Source organism: Sphingomonas lenta (genome assembly GCF_002288825.1).
Classification (GTDB): Bacteria; Pseudomonadota; Alphaproteobacteria; order Sphingomonadales; family Sphingomonadaceae; genus Sphingomonas; species Sphingomonas lenta.
Genome location: NZ_NSLI01000003.1, coordinates 538,746 through 554,476 on the forward strand (window position 1 = coordinate 538,746; position 15,731 = coordinate 554,476).

General features: G+C 70.8%; 16 protein-coding genes. 10 read left to right on the forward strand and 6 right to left on the reverse strand.

Annotation, left to right across the window (positions count from 1 at the left end; all coding sequences use genetic code 11):
* Positions 1 to 28: 28 nt before the first annotated feature.
* From CKY28_RS09820 to CKY28_RS09845, 6 genes are all read left to right on the forward strand, one after another.
* Entirely contained in the window at positions 29 to 2,536 is a 2,508-nt protein-coding gene (locus CKY28_RS09820) for a helicase-related protein (protein WP_095998142.1), read from the forward strand.
* The gene (locus tag CKY28_RS09825) at positions 2,533 to 2,823 is read left to right on the forward strand and encodes an RNA-binding S4 domain-containing protein (RefSeq protein ID WP_425442500.1); all 291 of its coding nucleotides are present in this window, start codon (positions 2,533 to 2,535) and stop codon (positions 2,821 to 2,823) included. Before CKY28_RS09820 ends, CKY28_RS09825 begins: the two co-directional genes overlap by 4 nt.
* Before the next feature lie 146 nt (positions 2,824 to 2,969).
* On the forward strand, positions 2,970 to 3,311 hold the full coding sequence (gene fdxA / locus CKY28_RS09830; RefSeq protein ID WP_095998144.1) for a ferredoxin FdxA: 342 nt from the start codon (positions 2,970 to 2,972) through the stop codon (positions 3,309 to 3,311).
* A gap of 207 nt (positions 3,312 to 3,518) precedes the next feature.
* Positions 3,519 to 4,052, forward strand: a complete 534-nt coding sequence (locus CKY28_RS09835; RefSeq protein ID WP_095998145.1) for a CarD family transcriptional regulator — start codon at positions 3,519 to 3,521, stop codon at positions 4,050 to 4,052.
* A 112-nt stretch (positions 4,053 to 4,164) separates the two neighbouring features.
* On the forward strand, positions 4,165 to 4,887 hold the full coding sequence (locus CKY28_RS09840; protein WP_095998146.1) for a head GIN domain-containing protein: 723 nt from the start codon (positions 4,165 to 4,167) through the stop codon (positions 4,885 to 4,887).
* A 35-nt stretch (positions 4,888 to 4,922) separates the two neighbouring features.
* Complete coding sequence (locus tag CKY28_RS09845; protein WP_095998147.1) at positions 4,923 to 5,639, forward strand: GIN domain-containing protein; 717 nt, start codon at positions 4,923 to 4,925, stop codon at positions 5,637 to 5,639.
* A gap of 39 nt (positions 5,640 to 5,678) precedes the next feature.
* Here the strand turns inward: CKY28_RS09845 and CKY28_RS09850 are convergent, their stop codons facing one another.
* On the reverse strand, positions 5,679 to 6,083 hold the full coding sequence (locus CKY28_RS09850) for a DUF1489 family protein (protein ID WP_095998148.1): 405 nt from the start codon (positions 6,081 to 6,083) through the stop codon (positions 5,679 to 5,681).
* Positions 6,084 to 6,286: 203 nt separating this feature from the next.
* Positions 6,287 to 7,711, reverse strand: coding sequence for a magnesium transporter (gene mgtE / locus CKY28_RS09855; RefSeq protein WP_095998149.1), 1,425 nt, complete (start codon positions 7,709 to 7,711; stop codon positions 6,287 to 6,289).
* 114 nt (positions 7,712 to 7,825) lie between these two features.
* Here mgtE and CKY28_RS09860 point away from each other — a divergent pair, with 114 nt between their 5' ends.
* Together CKY28_RS09860 and CKY28_RS09865 are read left to right on the forward strand one after the other, a co-directional pair.
* Positions 7,826 to 8,281, forward strand: coding sequence for a peptidylprolyl isomerase (locus CKY28_RS09860; protein ID WP_095998150.1), 456 nt, complete (start codon positions 7,826 to 7,828; stop codon positions 8,279 to 8,281).
* A gap of 88 nt (positions 8,282 to 8,369) precedes the next feature.
* Positions 8,370 to 8,708 carry a hypothetical protein gene (locus CKY28_RS09865; RefSeq protein WP_095998151.1) on the forward strand — a complete coding sequence of 113 codons (339 nt, stop codon included), beginning with the start codon at positions 8,370 to 8,372 and terminating at the stop codon, positions 8,706 to 8,708.
* An 11-nt stretch (positions 8,709 to 8,719) separates the two neighbouring features.
* Here the strand turns inward: CKY28_RS09865 and CKY28_RS09870 are convergent, their stop codons facing one another.
* The gene (locus CKY28_RS09870; protein WP_095998152.1) at positions 8,720 to 8,962 is read right to left on the reverse strand and encodes a hypothetical protein; all 243 of its coding nucleotides are present in this window, start codon (positions 8,960 to 8,962) and stop codon (positions 8,720 to 8,722) included.
* Between the two features lie 93 nt (positions 8,963 to 9,055).
* Between CKY28_RS09870 and CKY28_RS09875 the strand changes: the two genes are divergently transcribed.
* The gene (locus tag CKY28_RS09875; RefSeq protein ID WP_095998153.1) at positions 9,056 to 10,183 is read left to right on the forward strand and encodes a site-2 protease family protein; all 1,128 of its coding nucleotides are present in this window, start codon (positions 9,056 to 9,058) and stop codon (positions 10,181 to 10,183) included.
* A gap of 10 nt (positions 10,184 to 10,193) precedes the next feature.
* Here the strand turns inward: CKY28_RS09875 and CKY28_RS09880 are convergent, their stop codons facing one another.
* From CKY28_RS09880 to CKY28_RS09890, 3 genes are all read right to left on the reverse strand, one after another.
* On the reverse strand, positions 10,194 to 10,871 hold the full coding sequence (locus tag CKY28_RS09880) for a hypothetical protein (RefSeq protein WP_095998154.1): 678 nt from the start codon (positions 10,869 to 10,871) through the stop codon (positions 10,194 to 10,196).
* A gap of 41 nt (positions 10,872 to 10,912) precedes the next feature.
* On the reverse strand, positions 10,913 to 12,037 hold the full coding sequence (locus CKY28_RS09885) for a hypothetical protein (protein WP_095998155.1): 1,125 nt from the start codon (positions 12,035 to 12,037) through the stop codon (positions 10,913 to 10,915).
* Between the two features lie 90 nt (positions 12,038 to 12,127).
* Positions 12,128 to 13,012: a LysR substrate-binding domain-containing protein gene (locus CKY28_RS09890; protein WP_095998156.1), complete on the reverse strand. Its 885-nt coding sequence runs from the start codon at positions 13,010 to 13,012 to the stop codon at positions 12,128 to 12,130.
* A gap of 278 nt (positions 13,013 to 13,290) precedes the next feature.
* Between CKY28_RS09890 and CKY28_RS09895 the strand changes: the two genes are divergently transcribed.
* Positions 13,291 to 15,576 carry a CDC48 family AAA ATPase gene (locus CKY28_RS09895; RefSeq protein WP_095998157.1) on the forward strand — a complete coding sequence of 762 codons (2,286 nt, stop codon included), beginning with the start codon at positions 13,291 to 13,293 and terminating at the stop codon, positions 15,574 to 15,576.
* Positions 15,577 to 15,731 lie beyond the last annotated feature (155 nt).

The window sequence follows — 15,731 nt, forward strand, 5'->3', positions numbered from 1 at the left end:
GGCGCGCCCGAGGCCCGATGTTGCTTCCATGAGCGCGCGCGAACGGGTGGGCGGCGGCCAGGTGACCGCCGTGCTCGGGCCGACCAACACGGGCAAGACGCATCTGGCGGTCGAGCGGATGTGCGGCCATTCCAGCGGGATCATCGGCTTTCCGCTCCGGCTGCTCGCGCGCGAGGTTTATGACCGCGTCGTCCGGATCAAGGGCCCCGAACGCGTCGCGCTGATCACGGGCGAGGAGAAGATCCTGCCGCCGGACGCGCGCTGGTTCCTGTGCACCGCCGAGTCGATGCCGACCGACCGCGAGGTGAGCTTCCTCGCGCTCGACGAGGCGCAGCTGGGGGCGGATCCGGAGCGCGGCCACGTCTTTACCGACCGGCTGCTCCGCGCGCGCGGGCGCGAGGAGACGATGATCCTAGGGTCCGAGGCGCTCAGGCCGATGGTGCGCGCGCTGGTGCCGGACGCAGAGATCGTCGAGCGGCCGCGCTTCTCCACGCTGACCTACGCGGGCGCGAAGAAGATCAGCCGGCTGCCAAAACGCTCGGCGATCGTCGCCTTCTCGGCGGAGGAGGTGTACGCGGTCGCGGAGATGCTGCGGCGCCTGCGCGGCGGGGCGGCGGTGGTGATGGGGGCGCTGTCCCCGCGCACTAGGAACGCGCAGGTGCAGATGTTCCAGGCGGGCGAGGTCGACTATCTCGTCGCGACCGACGCGATCGGCATGGGGCTCAACATGGACGTGGCGCATGTCGCGTTCGCGTCGTTGAACAAGTTCGATGGCCGCCGCCAGAGGCGGCTTACCGTCGCCGAGATGGCGCAGATCGCGGGGCGCGCGGGGCGGCACCAGCGCGACGGGACGTTCGGCGCGATCACGGAGGAGGGGCCGGGCGCGTTCCTGCCTGAAGAGGTGCTCGCGATCGAGGAGCACCGTTTCCCTAGGCTCGAACAGCTCTACTGGCGCGAGGGCGAGCCGGACTTCTCGAGCGTCGACGCGCTGGTGGCGAGCCTGGAGCGCAAGCCCGAGCCGGGCGTACTGCGCGCCGCGCCGCAAGCGATCGACCTGGCGGTGCTGAAGAGGCTGGCGGACGAGGACTGGGTACGCGAGCGGGCACGGCATCCGTCCATGGTCAAGCGGCTATGGGCGGCGTGCGGCGTGCCGGATTTCCGCAAGGTCGGGCTCGACCCGCATGCGCGTTTCGTGTCGCGGCTGTTCGGTTACTTGAGCGAGGGTGGGGGACATATCCCGCACCAATGGTTCGCCGACGAGATCACGCGGCTGGACACGGTGGCGGGCCACGTGGAGACGATCGCGGGGCGGATCGCGGCGGCGCGCAGCTGGGCGTATATCGCGCACCGGGCGGACTGGCTGGCCGACCCCGCGCACTGGGCGGAGCGGACGCGCGGACTGGAAGAGCGGTTGTCGGATGCGCTCCACGCGGGCCTGACGCAGCGCTTCGTCGACAAGCGCACGACGGCGCTGATCCGCCAGATCGGCGCGGACGCGGGCGTGCTGCCGGTGGTGGTCGGGCCGGAGGGCGAGGTGTCGGTCGAGGATCATCACTTAGGGACGCTGGAAGGCTTCCGCTTTACCGTCGCGCCCGACGCGCGGGCGGCGGACAAGAAGCTGCTGCTCGCGGCGGCCGAGAAGCGGTTGAAGGGCGAGCGCGACAAGCGGGGCGCGTCGCTGGCGGACGCCGAGGATGCGACGATCACGCTGGACGACGTAGGCGGGCTGCACTGGGGCGGGCATCGCGTGGCTCTGCTCGCGCCCGGACCGTCGCTCGCCAGGCCCAAGCTGGTGCTGGAGCGCGACCTCGACTGCCTGGAGCGCGGGGCGCAGGGGCGCGTGCGCGAGCGGCTGGAGCGTTGGGTCGCCGAGCGGGTGGCGAAGCGTGCGCCCGTCTTGCGTGCGCTCGCCGAGCTGGCGCGCGATCCGGGGGCGACGCCGCACTTGCGCGTCGTGGCGGGCGCGCTGGAGGCGGCGGGCGGGATCGCCGCGCGGCTGCCATTGCGCGAGGCGGTGGACGCGCTCGCGCCCGACGAGCGCAAGCGGCTGCGCGGGCTGGGCGTGACGATCGGGGCGATGGACTTGTTCGACGCGCGGCTGCTGAAGCCGGAGGCGGCGCGGTTGCGGGCCACGCTGCTCGCGGTGCGCGGGCAGGCGGTCGAGCTGCCGCCCGCGGGTGCCACGGTACTGGCGCGGGGCGTGCCGGGCGCGGTGCTCGCTAGCGGGTTCCGGCCCTTGGCGGCGCAGGCGGTGCGCGTCGACCTGGTCGAGCGGATCGCGCGGGCGGCGCACGAGGGGCGGCAAGGCAGGAAGCCCTTCGCGCCCGACCCGGCGCTGGCGACGTCGATCGGCTTGGAGCCGGCGACGATGGAGCGGCTGATGGCGGAGCTGGGGTTCCGGGCGGCGAAGCCCGCGGGCGAGGAGGCTCGGCCGCAATGGGTGTGGCGCGGTCGAGCACCGACCCGGCGGGAGGAGCGGCCTACGCCTGCGCCCGACAACGCCTTCGCCGCGCTGGCGGGCTGGGGGCGTCGTTGAGCGCGGGCGCCATGCGGCTCGACCGCTTCCTGTGGTGGGCCCGGCTGGCAAAGACGCGGTCCGCCGCCCAGGCGATCGCGGAGGGCGGGCACTTCCGGATCAGCGGGCGCGTGATCGAGAAAGCGCACTGCCCGGTGCGCGTCGGCGACGTGCTCACCTATCCGGCGCACGGGCGGGTGCGGGTGGTGCGCGTGGAGGCGCTGCCGACGCGCCGCGGACCGGCTCTGGAGGCGCAGGGGTGCTATACGGATCTAGCTGAGGGGGAGCAGGTAACAGGGAACAGGTAGCAGGTAGCAGGTGTCGGGCCCTGTTCCCTGCTCCCTCCTTCCTGCTCCCCCCTCACTGCAAACGTCTCGCAACAAAGCCGGAACGATTGACGACGCCCAAGCGCTCTGCATAGCAGGGCCGAACGCCTTAGGAGCCTAGCCGAGCAATGACCTACGTCGTCACCGACGCCTGCATCCGCTGCAAGTACATGGACTGCGTCGAGGTGTGCCCGGTGGACTGCTTCTACGAGGGTGAGACGATGCTGGTCATCAACCCGTCCGAGTGCATCGACTGCGGCGTGTGCGAGCCCGAATGCCCCGCCGAGGCGATCCTGCCCGACACCGAGTCGGGGCTGGAGCAGTGGCTGGAGCTCAACGCGACCTTCTCGGCCAGCTGGCCCAACGTCACGCGCAAGGCGGATCAGACCCCCGCCGACGCCGACGAGCACAAGGGCGAGGCGGGCAAGTACGAAAAATATTTCACGCCGAATCCGGGTGCCGGCGACTGATCCACGGCTTTCATGGTTAATCGGGTCAGCCCTTCTGACTGATCCGGCTGGTTTTTCCGCGCAAGCTATGTTAAAGGACCGTGACGGACGCGACGTGGCGTCCGGCAGGAGTGTAACTTAGCCCTTCCCCAAGCGCCGGCATTGCGACGGGTCGCACCTTTCCTATGTCGCTGCGCTGACGGTTCTAGTTTCCGGAAAGGTCCGTTGATGGCTTCCAAGGCCCTGTCCTTCGATGTCGGCGATTATGTCGTGTATCCCAAGCACGGCGTCGGCCGCGTGATCGAGCTGCAAAAGCAGGAGATCGCCGGCGCGTCGCTGGAGCTGTACGTTCTGCGTTTCGAGAAGGAGCGCATGACGCTCCGCGTCCCCACCAACAAGGCCGAGTCGGTCGGCATGCGCAAGCTGTCGAGCGACAAGACGCTGCGCGAGGCGCTGGAGACGCTGAAGGGCAAGCCCAAGGTGAAGCGCACCATGTGGTCCAGGCGGGCGCAGGAATATGAGGCGAAGATCAACTCGGGTGACCTGGTGTCGATCGCCGAGGTGACGCGCGACCTGTTCCGCGCCGACGACCAGCCGGAGCAGAGCTATTCCGAGCGGCAGATCTTCGAGGCCGCCTGCTCGCGCCTCGCGCGCGAGCTCGCCGCGATGGAGGAGACGGACGAGAAGAAGGCGCAGGAGAAGATCTTGGACATCCTCCGCGCCGCGGCCGCGATCTACAACAAGGAGAAGCCGGCGGCGTAAGCCTCGCGGTTTCGGTGACCTGAGAAGGGCGGTCCCGGTAGGGGCCGCCCTTTCCGTTTGTGCGGTTCCCGACTGTGTGTTACCTTCCTAGCACACGAACGGGAGGATCATCATGCGCATACTCGGTTTGCTGGTCATGCTGCCGCTCATCGCCTGTTCGGCGGGCAAGGCGGAGTCGGGCGAGGCGGCGGAGGCGCGGGGTAGGGGGCCGACGCGCGACTATGACGTGTCGGGCTTCACGGCGGTCAATCTACGCGGTGCGGACGACGTCGAGGTGCGTGTCGGGCCGGGCTTCTCCGTCCGCGCGCAGGGGCCGGAGGAGGAGCTCGACCGGCTGGAGATCGTGCGCGACGGCGACACGCTGCAGGTAGGGCGCAAGAGGGGCTCGGGCTGGAACTGGGGCAAGTCGGAGGGCGTCACCGTGTTCGTCACCATGCCGAGCATCGCCGCGGTGGGCCTCGCCGGATCGGGCGACCTGGCGGTGGACCGCGTCGACGGCGAGCGGTTCAAGGCGTCGCTCGCCGGGTCGGGCAACCTGTCGCTCGGCGCGTTGCGCGTCGAGGACGCGGAGCTGTCGCTCGCCGGATCGGGCGACCTCACGGGTGCGGGCGTCGCGCGGCGGCTCGCGGTCAAGCTCGCGGGATCGGGCGACGTCGACGCGCGCCAGCTCACCGCATCGGAGGCGGTGGTGTCGCTCGCCGGGTCGGGCGACGTGCGCGCGACGGTGAACGGGCCGGTCAACGTCAACCTGGTCGGATCGGGCGACGTGGAGCTGGGCGGCGACGCGCGCTGCACGATCTCGAAGCGCGGATCGGGCGAGGTGCGCTGCCGCTGATTGACGTGGGCCACGCGCGGGTGCGAGCAAGGGGCATGATCCGCCTCCCGCTCGCGCTCGCGCTCCTCGCCGTTCCCGCCGCCGCGACGCCGCAGAGCGTCGACCCGCGGGGGCCGGCCGAACGCCGAGAACTGGTCGGCAGCTTCGACCGGGTACGGATCGACGGGCCGTTGGAGGTCGTGTTCCGGCCCGGATCGCCGTCCGCGCGCGTGATCGGCGACCGGCGCGCGATCGAGGACGTGGACATAAGCGCGGACGGCTCGACGCTCCGGCTGCGCCGCTTCGGGCTGAATGCCGACGACGGCGCGCGCGTCGCGTCCGGCGCACCGATCCGGGTGGCGTTATCGTCGCCCGCGCTGCGGGCGGCGTCGGTGTCGGCGGGCGCGCGGCTCCAGGCGGCGCGGATGCGCGGGCCGCAGGTGGACCTGGCGGTCAACGGCGCGGGCGCGATCGAGGCGGGCGAGGTCACGGGCGACCAGCTGTCGGCGATCCTGGTCGGGCCGGGGACGATCACGCTGTCCGGCAAGGCGCGGACGGCGCGGCTGGCGGTGAACGGGCCGGGGCGCATCGACGCGTCGGGGCTGGAGGTCGGCGACCTCACCGTGCTGCAGGACGGGCCCGGCGAGACGAAAGCGGCGGCGCGCTACACGGCCAAGGTGACGAACGCCGGTCTGGGCCTGGTGGAGGTCGCGGGGCGGCCGAAATGCACGGTCAGCGCGCGCGCCGGCGGGCCGGTGCGGTGCGGGAAATGAGCTAATCCTCCCCCGCTGGGAGCGGGGGAGGAACTTAGGTTAGAGCAGCGCCAGCTCCGCTAGCCTGCCCACCAGCGACGGCGGCAGCGTCGCGACGCCCGTGTCGTCGCCCGCTAGGTCGATCGGCGCGTCGGCGTGCTCGAGGTAGCGCCAGCCCTGATGCGCGCGCTTGGGGCGGGCCTGGACGACGATCACTTCCGGGTCGAGGTGGATCGCGCAGCGGCCGCCCTCCGCCTCGCCGAAGCGGATGATGGGCGAGCGGGCCACCAACTGGTGCTTGACGATCCAATAGAGCGAGCCCTGACCGGCCACCTCCTCGTGCCGCTTGGGCAGGAAGCGCGTGGACAGGAAGCACTGCCCCGACGCGCCCCGCGCGCGCCAGCGGGCGGCGAGCTGGTCGACGGAGGTGACGCCGAACGCGACCTTGGTGAGATGTAGCGGCATTTCAGTTACTTGGCGTCGCGCAAGGGATTAGCAAGGCTAGTCCCGCGCAATCGGCGACGCCGAGCGGCCGGCGCGGCCAGCAGCCGCGACCGACGAAGCTTGGGCTTCGCCCAAGCTGCTGGCACGCAGGCGGAACGGTGCTGTACGTCGGGTAAGAAGCGGGACCCCGGCTCAAGGCCGGGGTGACGGGAAAAGGGCGATCCCTATCCCACCAAACCCGACGCCGTCGCCAAGCCCAGGAAGGCCAGAAAGCCGATGGAGTCGGTTATCATGGTGACGAAGATGGACGAGGCTACCGCAGGGTCGGCACCCGCGCGTTCCAGCGTGAGCGGGGCGAGTACGCCGACGGCCGCGGCTACGACTACGTTGGTCATCATGGCGGCGGCGATCACCAGCCCCAGCCTGGTTGCGTCGGAGACACCCAGCGTGAGTGAAAAGACTAGACTGACCCCCAGCCCGATTAGCAGCGCGACAGTGGCGCCGTTGAGGAAGGCGACGCGCAGCTCGCGCCCGATCGCGCGGGCGGTGTTGGAACGGGTGAGCTGATTGGTGGCGAGCGCGCGCACCGTCACCGCCAGCGTCTGCGTGCCCGCGTTGCCGCCGACGCCCGCCACGATCGGCATGAGGGCGGCGAGCAGAGCCATTTGGGCGATGGAGCCGCCGAACAGGTACACGATGGAGGCGGGAACGAGCGCCGTGAACAGGTTGGAGATGAGCCAGCGGACGCGGCTCTTGTAGCTGTCGAGCACGGGTTCGTTGATGTCGCCCTCGTCGACGCCCGACAGCAGCAGCGCGTCCTCCGACGCCTCTTCCTGGATAATGTGGACGATGTCGTCGACGGTGATCATGCCGACGAGCCGCCCCGCGCCGTCCACCACGGCGGCGGAGATGAGCGCGTACTTTTGGAAGCGGAGCGCCACCTCCTCCTGGTCCATGTCGACGGGGATCAGCGTCTGTTCGCGGGTCATCACGTCGCCGATGCAGATGCTGCGCGGCGTCCGGAGCACCCAGGAAAGTTTGCACGTTCCGATCGGGCGATGGCCGGGATCGACGACGTAGATCTCCCAGAAGTCGGTGGTGAGCTCGTCGTGGCCGCGTAAGTAGTCGAGCACGTCGCCGACCGTCCAATGCTCCGGCACCGCGATCAGCTCGCGCTGCATCAGGCGACCGGCGGACTCCTCGGGATAGGAAAGCGCTTCCTCGATCGCGGCGCGCTCGTCCGGCTCCATGGCGCGCAGGACCTCGCGCTGGTCCTCCGGCTCCATGTCCTCGATGATCGCGACGGCGTCGTCCGTGTCGAGCTCGGACGCGATCTCGGCGACCTGGGCGGGCTCGAGTTCGTCGATCAGGTCCTCACGGACCCAGTCGTTCATCTCCGCGAACACGTCCGCGTCGAGCAGGTCGGCGACCGCGACCGCGAGCGCGGGGCGGCGGTCGGCGGGGGTGAGCTCGAACAGGTCGGCGACGTCGGCGGGGTGGAGCGGCTCGACGAGCGCGCGCGCACCCTCCGCGTCGCCCGCCTCGACGCGGTCGAGCACCTCCTCCACGAACTCGGGGCGCAGCCGATCGTCCTCGTCCAGCTGCGTGTCGTCGGCGGCGGCCGCGGGGTGCGGTCTCACGTCGCTCATGGCCGCCCTCCCTCCGTGCGAATGGCTCGGCCCGCCTCTAACAGCCCCCGCCCGATTTGCCAGCGGGGCGGGGCGACACTAGGTGCGCGGGCCGAGACATCAGGAGTTGCACTCATGGCCGACCAGTTCAGCACGCTCACCTTCACGCTCGATGGGGGCGACGTCGTGATCCGCCTGCGGCCCGACCTGGCGCCGAACCACGTCCAGCGCATCGGCGAGCTGGCGAACGAGGGTTTCTACGACGGCGTGGTGTTCCACCGCGTGATCCCGGGCTTCATGGCCCAGGGCGGCGATCCCACGGGCACGGGGATGAGCGGGTCGGACAAGCCCAACCTCGCCCAGGAGTTCAACAAGGAGCCGCACGTGCGCGGCACCTGCTCGATGGCGCGGACCAACGACCCGAACTCGGCCAACTCGCAGTTCTTCATCTGCTTCGACGACGCGCGCTTCCTCGACGGCCAGTACACGGTCTGGGGCCAGGTGGAGCAGGGCATGGAGCTGATCGACGCGCTGCCCACCGGCGAGCCGCCGCGCAACCCCGGCAAGATCGTGCGCGCCCGGGCGGAGTGACGGGCCCCCGCCGGCGGCGGGCCGGTAGGGAACCAACGGCGCGCTGAACGGTACGGAAGCTAACTCAGGTTGCTTCCGGACCGGGGCCATGTCGAATACGCATTATCTGCGGGACAGGGCGAAGGCCTGCCGCGCGCTGGCGCTGGAGGTCGGCGACGCGGACACCGCGCGCGACCTTTTCGCGCTCGCTAACTTGTATGACGAGCAGGCCGCCTCGCGCGTTCGCGACGAGCGGCCGGTCGACGCGGCGCCGCTCGATCCCGAACTGCTGCGGGGCGGCGCGGAGACGTTGCTCTACTGCCACGATCGCGCGGCGGACTTTCACGCCGCGGCCGCGTGCGCGCGCCGCCCGGAGGACGCGGCCAGCTTCCGCGAGCTGGCGCGCCTCTTCGACCGGCGCGCGGAGACGGTGCTGCCCTCGCTCTGACGCGGGGCGGGCTAGGCCTCCTCCGCCATCTCGCGGCGAGCGCCGGTCAGCATCTTGCGCGCGATCTCGCGGACGGCCTCGTCGTCCTTGGTGCCGTCGCGGGCATAGTCGCCCAGGTGGTCCAGGCTGCCCTCGATATAGTCGAGCAGGCCGGGATGCCGGCGCTCGACATATTCGATCGTCTTGAACAGCACGTGCTCGGCCGCGATCTCGCGGCGGCGGGCTTGAACGGCGGTGTCGGTCTGGTCGGTCATGATGTTCTCCGTTCCGGGAGGAGCGTGAACGCGGGAACCGCCGGGACGTGCCCGCGGTTCGCATCGGCGCAGGGCAAGTCGGAGCGTGGGCGCATGGGTTGGTCGTTTCCCATCGGATCGGTGAAGGGCACGGTGGTGCGCGTCCACCTGACGTTCCTGCTGCTGCTCGGCTTTATCGGCTTCGCGAATTACGCGCGCGGCGGCTCCGCGGCGGCGGTGGGGAGCGTGGTCTACATCCTGCTCCTGTTCCTGTGTGTGCTGCTGCACGAATTCGGTCACGTGTTCGCGGCGCGGCGCTACGGCGTGCAGACGCCGGACGTGACGCTGCTCCCGATCGGTGGCGTGGCGCGGCTCGAGCGCATCCCGGAGAAGCCGGGGCAGGAGCTGGTGGTGGCGCTCGCCGGGCCGGCGGTGAACGTGGTGATCGCGGCCGTGCTGTGGCTGGCGGTGGGCGGGTTCGGGGAGGGGGCTTTCAGCCTGACCGACCCGCGCCAGGGGCTGACCGAGCGGCTGCTGGCGGCGAACCTGTTCCTGGCGGGGTTCAACCTGATCCCCGCCTTTCCGATGGACGGCGGGCGCGTGCTCAGGGCGCTGCTGGCGTACCGCATGGGCTATGCGGAGGCGACGCGGATCGCGGCGGGAGTGGGGCAGTTCACCGCCTTCCTGCTCGGCATCTACGGGCTGTTCTCGGGCAACCCGCTGCTCGTGTTCGTGGCGCTGTTCGTCTATCTGGGTGCTGCGGGCGAGGCGGCGGCGGTGCAGACGCGCGAGGCGGGCCGCGGGCTGCTCGCGAGCGACGCGATGATCAGCGAGTTCCAGACGTTGCGCGAGACCGACGGCATCGCCGACGCCGCCGACGCGCTGATCCGCACGACGCAGCACGAGTTCCCGGTGGTGGACGCGGACGGGCGGCTCCAGGGCGTGCTGACGCGCGACTGCATCATCAAGGCGCTACGCCAGCGCGGAGCGGACGCGCGCGTGGGCGAGGCGATGCGGCGCGACATCCCCCAGGTCCATTGCCGCCAGGCGCTGCCCGCCGCGATCCGCGCGCTCGAAGGCCAGAGGCTGCCCGCGATCGGCGTGGCGGACTCGAACGGGCGGCTCGTCGGCTACATCACGCCGGAGAACCTGTCGGAGCTGATGATGGTCGCGCCCGCGCGTCAGCCTCGGCGCTCCGCGCTCAACCCGTGGAGCGTGCGGCCCGCGAACTCCAGGGGATGAACGAAAACCGTCAGAACGCGTCGAAGGTGCCCGCCACCACGCCGCCGAGCGTACGGCCCAGCGGCTGTCCCGCGTCGGGGGTCGACCGGCGCATCGCGTAGAGCAGCTCCAACGTTTCGAGCTCCAGGTCGATCGCCAGCGGCAAGCGCCCGGCTCCACCGTCGCGCACCAGCGCCACGCGCCGGAAGCCGTAGGTGCCCGCGTCCGCGGGAGCGCGCGCGAGATCCCAGCGCCACCCGGGCGACCGCCGCACCACGCCTTCGCCCTCCAACAGCGCCAGATCGGCGACGAAGCTGAAGAAGATCTCGTCGCCCCGCCGCTCGCTGCGGATAAACGCGTCGACGGGGGCGTTGTTCTTCGATCCGTCCGGTAACAGATCGCGCGGCGGAAGCGCTTCGCGCAGCCACGCCGTGAGCATCCGGTAAGTTGGCACAGGATCGGCGGCGGGGTCGAGCACGGGCGCGACGTCCATCCCGTGATCGGTCAGTACGGCCCCGAGGGCGGCGAGGCGGTCGTCACGGGAGCCGAGGAACCATCGGAGGTTCGCCTCCGCTTCCGCCTCCGTCAGCTTCGCGACCGGTCCCGGGTGCGGCGGCGTGTTGGGCGGGTAATGGTCGAGCGCCGCGGCCAGCGGACCCGCCGTCCCCTTTCGCCCGCCGCCGAACAAGCCCCTCAGGAAATTCGTCATGGCCGAGGCTTAGACCGCCGTCCCGGCGATGGCCAGGAACGTCAGAACCAACCCTTGACGCTGTCGAACAGGCCCCGGCCTGCGGCGTCCCCGCCGAGCGCGCCGAGCGCTCCCCCGACGATGCCGCCGACCACCGTGCCGACGCCCGGGAAGATGGCGGTTCCGATAGCCGCCCCCGCCACCGCGCCGCCATAGCCTCCCGCCGCCCCGCCGGCGAGGCCCGAGACGGCGCGGCCGGTGTTCTCGCCTACGCGGCCGCCGTCCGCACGGAAGGCGCCGCCCACCTCGATCGCGTCGACCACCAGGCCGACGGGTCGCGCGACGCGGCCGACGGTGTCGAGCGTTCGGCCCGCGGCGCGCATCGTCCGATTGTCCGCGAGGCGCTCGCCGTCGAGCGTGGCTTCGGAGATGGTGCGGGGCGTCGGGCCGGTGCGTCCGACCTTGGACTCGACCTCCACGCGCTCGTTGAAGCGCGGATCGGCGTTGGTCCTGGTGCCGACGACATCGAGCCTGCGCTGTCCGTCTTGTACGACGACTTGGGTCTGCACGTCGAAGCCCTGCGCCCGAAGCCGGTCGGCGATCGCGGTCTCCGCGGCCGTGCCGTTGATGTTGTTGGCGGTCCCGACGCCGTGCCCACTGCCGCGGCCCACGCTGCCGGGCGGGGGCACGTTGTTCGGCGGATTGATGGCGAGACCGTTGCGGTCGAGGATCTGCGTGAGACCGGGCGTGAACCCCACCTTGCCCGTCCAGGCGCTGCGGGTCGGCTCCCATTGAACCGACAAGATCGGGTTGTCGATCAGCGTGCGCGTGCCCGCGGCGGTCGCGCCCTGCGCGGCGCCGGTGACTGTCGGGCCGGGAACGCCGTTCGACCCATCCCGCGCCGCCTCGGCCACCTGACGCTCAAACTCGCCGGCGACCGCGGGGCTGTGCTGCGCCAGCTCGGCCGAGATCTGCTGAAAGGCGGCGTCCGCGCGCGAGAAGTCGTGGCGCGCGGCCTGGGCGACCTGCGCCGCCAACGCGGCGGTGTCGACCGCGCCCGTGCGCGGGTCGGTCGCCTGGGCGACAAGGCTCTCCGGGCGGCCCGAGCCGCTCGGCGCGCGCGTGACGTCAGGCGGCGTGACGGGGGCGGACTGGTTGCGCGAGCTCGCGGCGGCATCGGTCAGCATGGGACGGCGCTCCTGTCGATGCGGCTTGATGGCCCTCTCCGACGCGCGGCGCCATCATCGGAACGACTACGCGGCCGGTCCGACGCCGGTTCAGCCTTCGCCCAGCGTGCGGATCAGCCAGTCGTGGAACATACGCACCGGCTTGGTGCGGAGCGCGCGGGGGCGGCAGACGAACCAGTAGCTGTACGGGCTCTCCACCTCGATGCCGAACAGCTTGACGAGCCGGGGGTCGTGCGCGTCGACGAAGTGGCTCTCGTGCATGAAGGCGACGCCCAGGCCTTGCGCCGCGGCCTCCAGCATCAGCGCGCCGGAGTCGAACTGGTCGACCGCCAGCGGCTCCACGTCCTCGACGCCCGCGGCGTGGCGCCAGGCGGCGAAGGTGTCGGGCATGTCGCGGTGGAGCAGCACGGTGACGCGCCCGAGGTCGGCGGGCGCGGCGATCGGGTCGGGACCCTCGACCAGGCTGCGCGCGCCGATCGGGTAGACGCGGTTGCGGTCGAGGCGCTTGGCGTAGAGCGCGGGATCGATCTCGCGGGCGAGCGCGATGGCGGCGTCGAGCCCCTCGCCGAGGCGGGCGATATTGTGGCCGGCGGTATCGATGTCGAGGTGGAGCTCGGGATGCGTTTGGCGGAGCTCGCCGAGGCGCGGGAACAGCCGCTGCGAGGCGAAGAGGGGGAGGATGCCGAGGCGCAGCCGCAGCACCTCCGTGCCGCTGGTCATCGCCTCCACGGCGTCGGAGAGCTGGTCGAGCACGGGGGCGATCTGCTGCAGCAGCTTCTCGCCGTCGGCGTTGGGGACGGTCGCCTGGTGGCGGCGGTCGAACAGGGGTCGGCCGACGAAGCGTTCCAGTGTCTGCACGCGGCGGCTGAGCGCGGGCGGCGACAGCGCGAGCTCGGCGGCGGCGGCCTTGACCGAGTTCGTCCGCGCTACCGCGACGAACGCTTCGATCGCGCCCAGGGGCGGCAGTCTGCGCATCCTCTTCCCTCCCGGTTCCCGCCGGTCCCGACCCAATTATCGGATGATTGCAGATCCTGCAATCGTGGTTGCGGCATTTCGCACTTGCAACATTTCGCCCTGCAATCCATTTCAGCAAGGCCTTTCAGGCATCCTCTCCTAAAAACTTTCCGGGTCGGCCGCTTCTTGAAGCGCCGGCCCTTTTTTCGTTTCGGCCGCGTAACCTCTTGGCGGGATCGGAACCGGCTCCCTATCTCGCGCGCTTCGGGGTCCCATTCCGGGACCGCGTGAGGAAGCACATGGCAGATCAGGAACCGCGGCGCATCCAGGTCGCGAACGCGCGGCCGGAGGATTCGGGCAGGGGCTTGGCGCACCTGCCGCGCGCGCTGATGGCGGCGCTGGGGCTAGCCGAGGGCGACGTGATCGAGATCGTCGGCAAGAAGACGACGCCCGCGCGCGCCGTCTATCCCTATCAGGAGGATGAGGGGCTCGACATCCTGCGCATCGACGGCCTGCAGCGCGCCAACGCGGGCGTCGGCTCGGGCGATTACGTCGAGATCCGCAAGGTCGAGTCCAAGCCCGCGACGCGCGTGGTGTTCGCGCCGGCGCAGCAGAACCTGCGGCTGCAGGGCTCGACGCTGGCGCTGAAACGCACCTTCTACGGCCGGCCGCTCGTGTCCGGCGACATCGTGGCGACCGCGGGCCACCAGCGCGTCGACAACATGAACCCGGCGGTGCGCAGCTTCATCAACCAGCCGGCCTATGCGCTGCAGGAGATCAGGCTGCTCGTCGTGTCCGCGACGCCCAAGGGCGTGGTGCACATCGACGAGAACACCGAGGTCGAGCTGCGCCCCGAATATGAGGAGCCGCAGGCGGCGAGGCGCGCGGACGTCACCTATGACGATATCGGCGGCATGGGTCCGACGATCGATCAGCTGCGCGAGATGGTCGAGCTGCCGTTGCGCTACCCCGAGCTGTTTCAGCGCTTAGGCGTCGATCCGCCCAAGGGCGTGCTGCTTCACGGACCGCCCGGCACCGGCAAGACGCGGCTCGCGAGGGCGGTCGCGAACGAATCGGACGCGCAGTTCTTCCTGATCAACGGGCCGGAGATCATGGGCTCGGCCTATGGCGAGTCGGAGGCGCGGCTGCGCGAGGTGTTCGAGAACGCTAACAAGAACGCGCCGTCGATCGTCTTCATCGACGAGATCGACTCGATCGCGCCCAAGCGCGGCAACGTCACCGGCGAGGCGGAGAAACGGCTGGTGGCGCAGCTGCTGACGCTGATGGACGGGTTGGAGGCGCGGGCGAACCTGGTGGTCATCGCCGCGACCAACCGGCCGGAGGCGATCGACGAGGCGCTGAGAAGGCCGGGCCGGTTCGACCGCGAGATCGTGGTGGGCGTGCCCGACGAGCGCGGGCGGCGCGAGATCCTGGGCATCCACACGCGCGGCATGCCGCTCGACGGCGGCGTGGACCTCGCCGAGCTGTCGCGCACGACCTACGGCTTCGTCGGCGCGGACCTGGCGGCGCTCGCGCGCGAGGCGGCGATCGAGGCTGTCCGGCGCATCATGCCCAAGCTCAATCTCGAAGAGCGGACGGTGCCGCCCGAGGTGCTCGACCAGCTCTCCGTCAACCGCGACGACTTTCTGGGCGCGCTGAAGCGCGTCCAGCCCTCGGCGATGCGCGAGGTGATGGTGGAGGCACCGCGCGTGCGCTGGGAAGACGTCGGCGGCTTGGACGAGGCGCAGATGCGCCTGAAGGAGGGCGTCGAGCTGCCGCTCAAGGACCCGGACGCGTTCCGCAGGCTCGGTATCCGGCCCGCCAAGGGCTTCCTGCTCTACGGTCCGCCGGGTACGGGCAAGACCCTGCTCGCCAAGGCGGTCGCGCGCGAGGCGGAGGCGAACTTCATCGCCACCAAGTCGTCCGACCTGCTGTCCAAGTGGTACGGCGAGTCGGAGCAGCAGATCGCGCGGCTGTTCCAACGCGCGCGGCAGGTGGCACCCACCGTCATCTTCATCGACGAGCTCGACAGCCTGGTGCCCGCGCGCGGCGGCGGATTGGGCGAGCCGCAGGTGACCGAGCGCGTGGTCAACACCATCCTCGCCGAGATGGACGGGCTGGAGGAGCTGCAGTCGGTGGTCGTGATAGGTGCCACCAACCGGCCGAACCTGGTCGATCCGGCGCTGCTCCGGCCCGGCCGCTTCGACGAGCTGATCTATGTCGGCGTGCCGAACGCGGAGGGGCGGCGGCGCATCCTGGCGATCCAGACGCAGAAGATGCCGCTCGCTCGCGACGTGGACCTGGACGAGGTGGCGCGGCGGACCGAGCGCTTCACCGGCGCGGACCTGGAGGACGTGGTGCGGCGCGCGGGCCTGATCGCGCTCCGGCGGTCGCTGGGCGCGCGCGAGGTGTATATGGCCGACTTCGAGGCGGCTCTGCAGGAGTCGCGCGCGACGGTGACGCCGGAGATGGAGCGCGATTACGAGCAGATGACGTCCAGGCTGAAGCAGGATGCGGCGGCGGTGCAGCCGATAGGTTTCATCGCGCCGGGGCAGTTGCAGGCGCGCGGAGAGAAGCGGCCCTAAAATCCTCCCCCGCATCGCAGATGCGGGGGAGGGGGACCGCGCCGCTTGCGGCGTCGTGGAGGGGGTGCGGAGTGATGCCGAATCCCCCGCGGCTTGTTTCGCAAGCCGGCTCCGGTCGGCGACAAGCCCCCGGCTTGTCGCTGATCGACCTACGC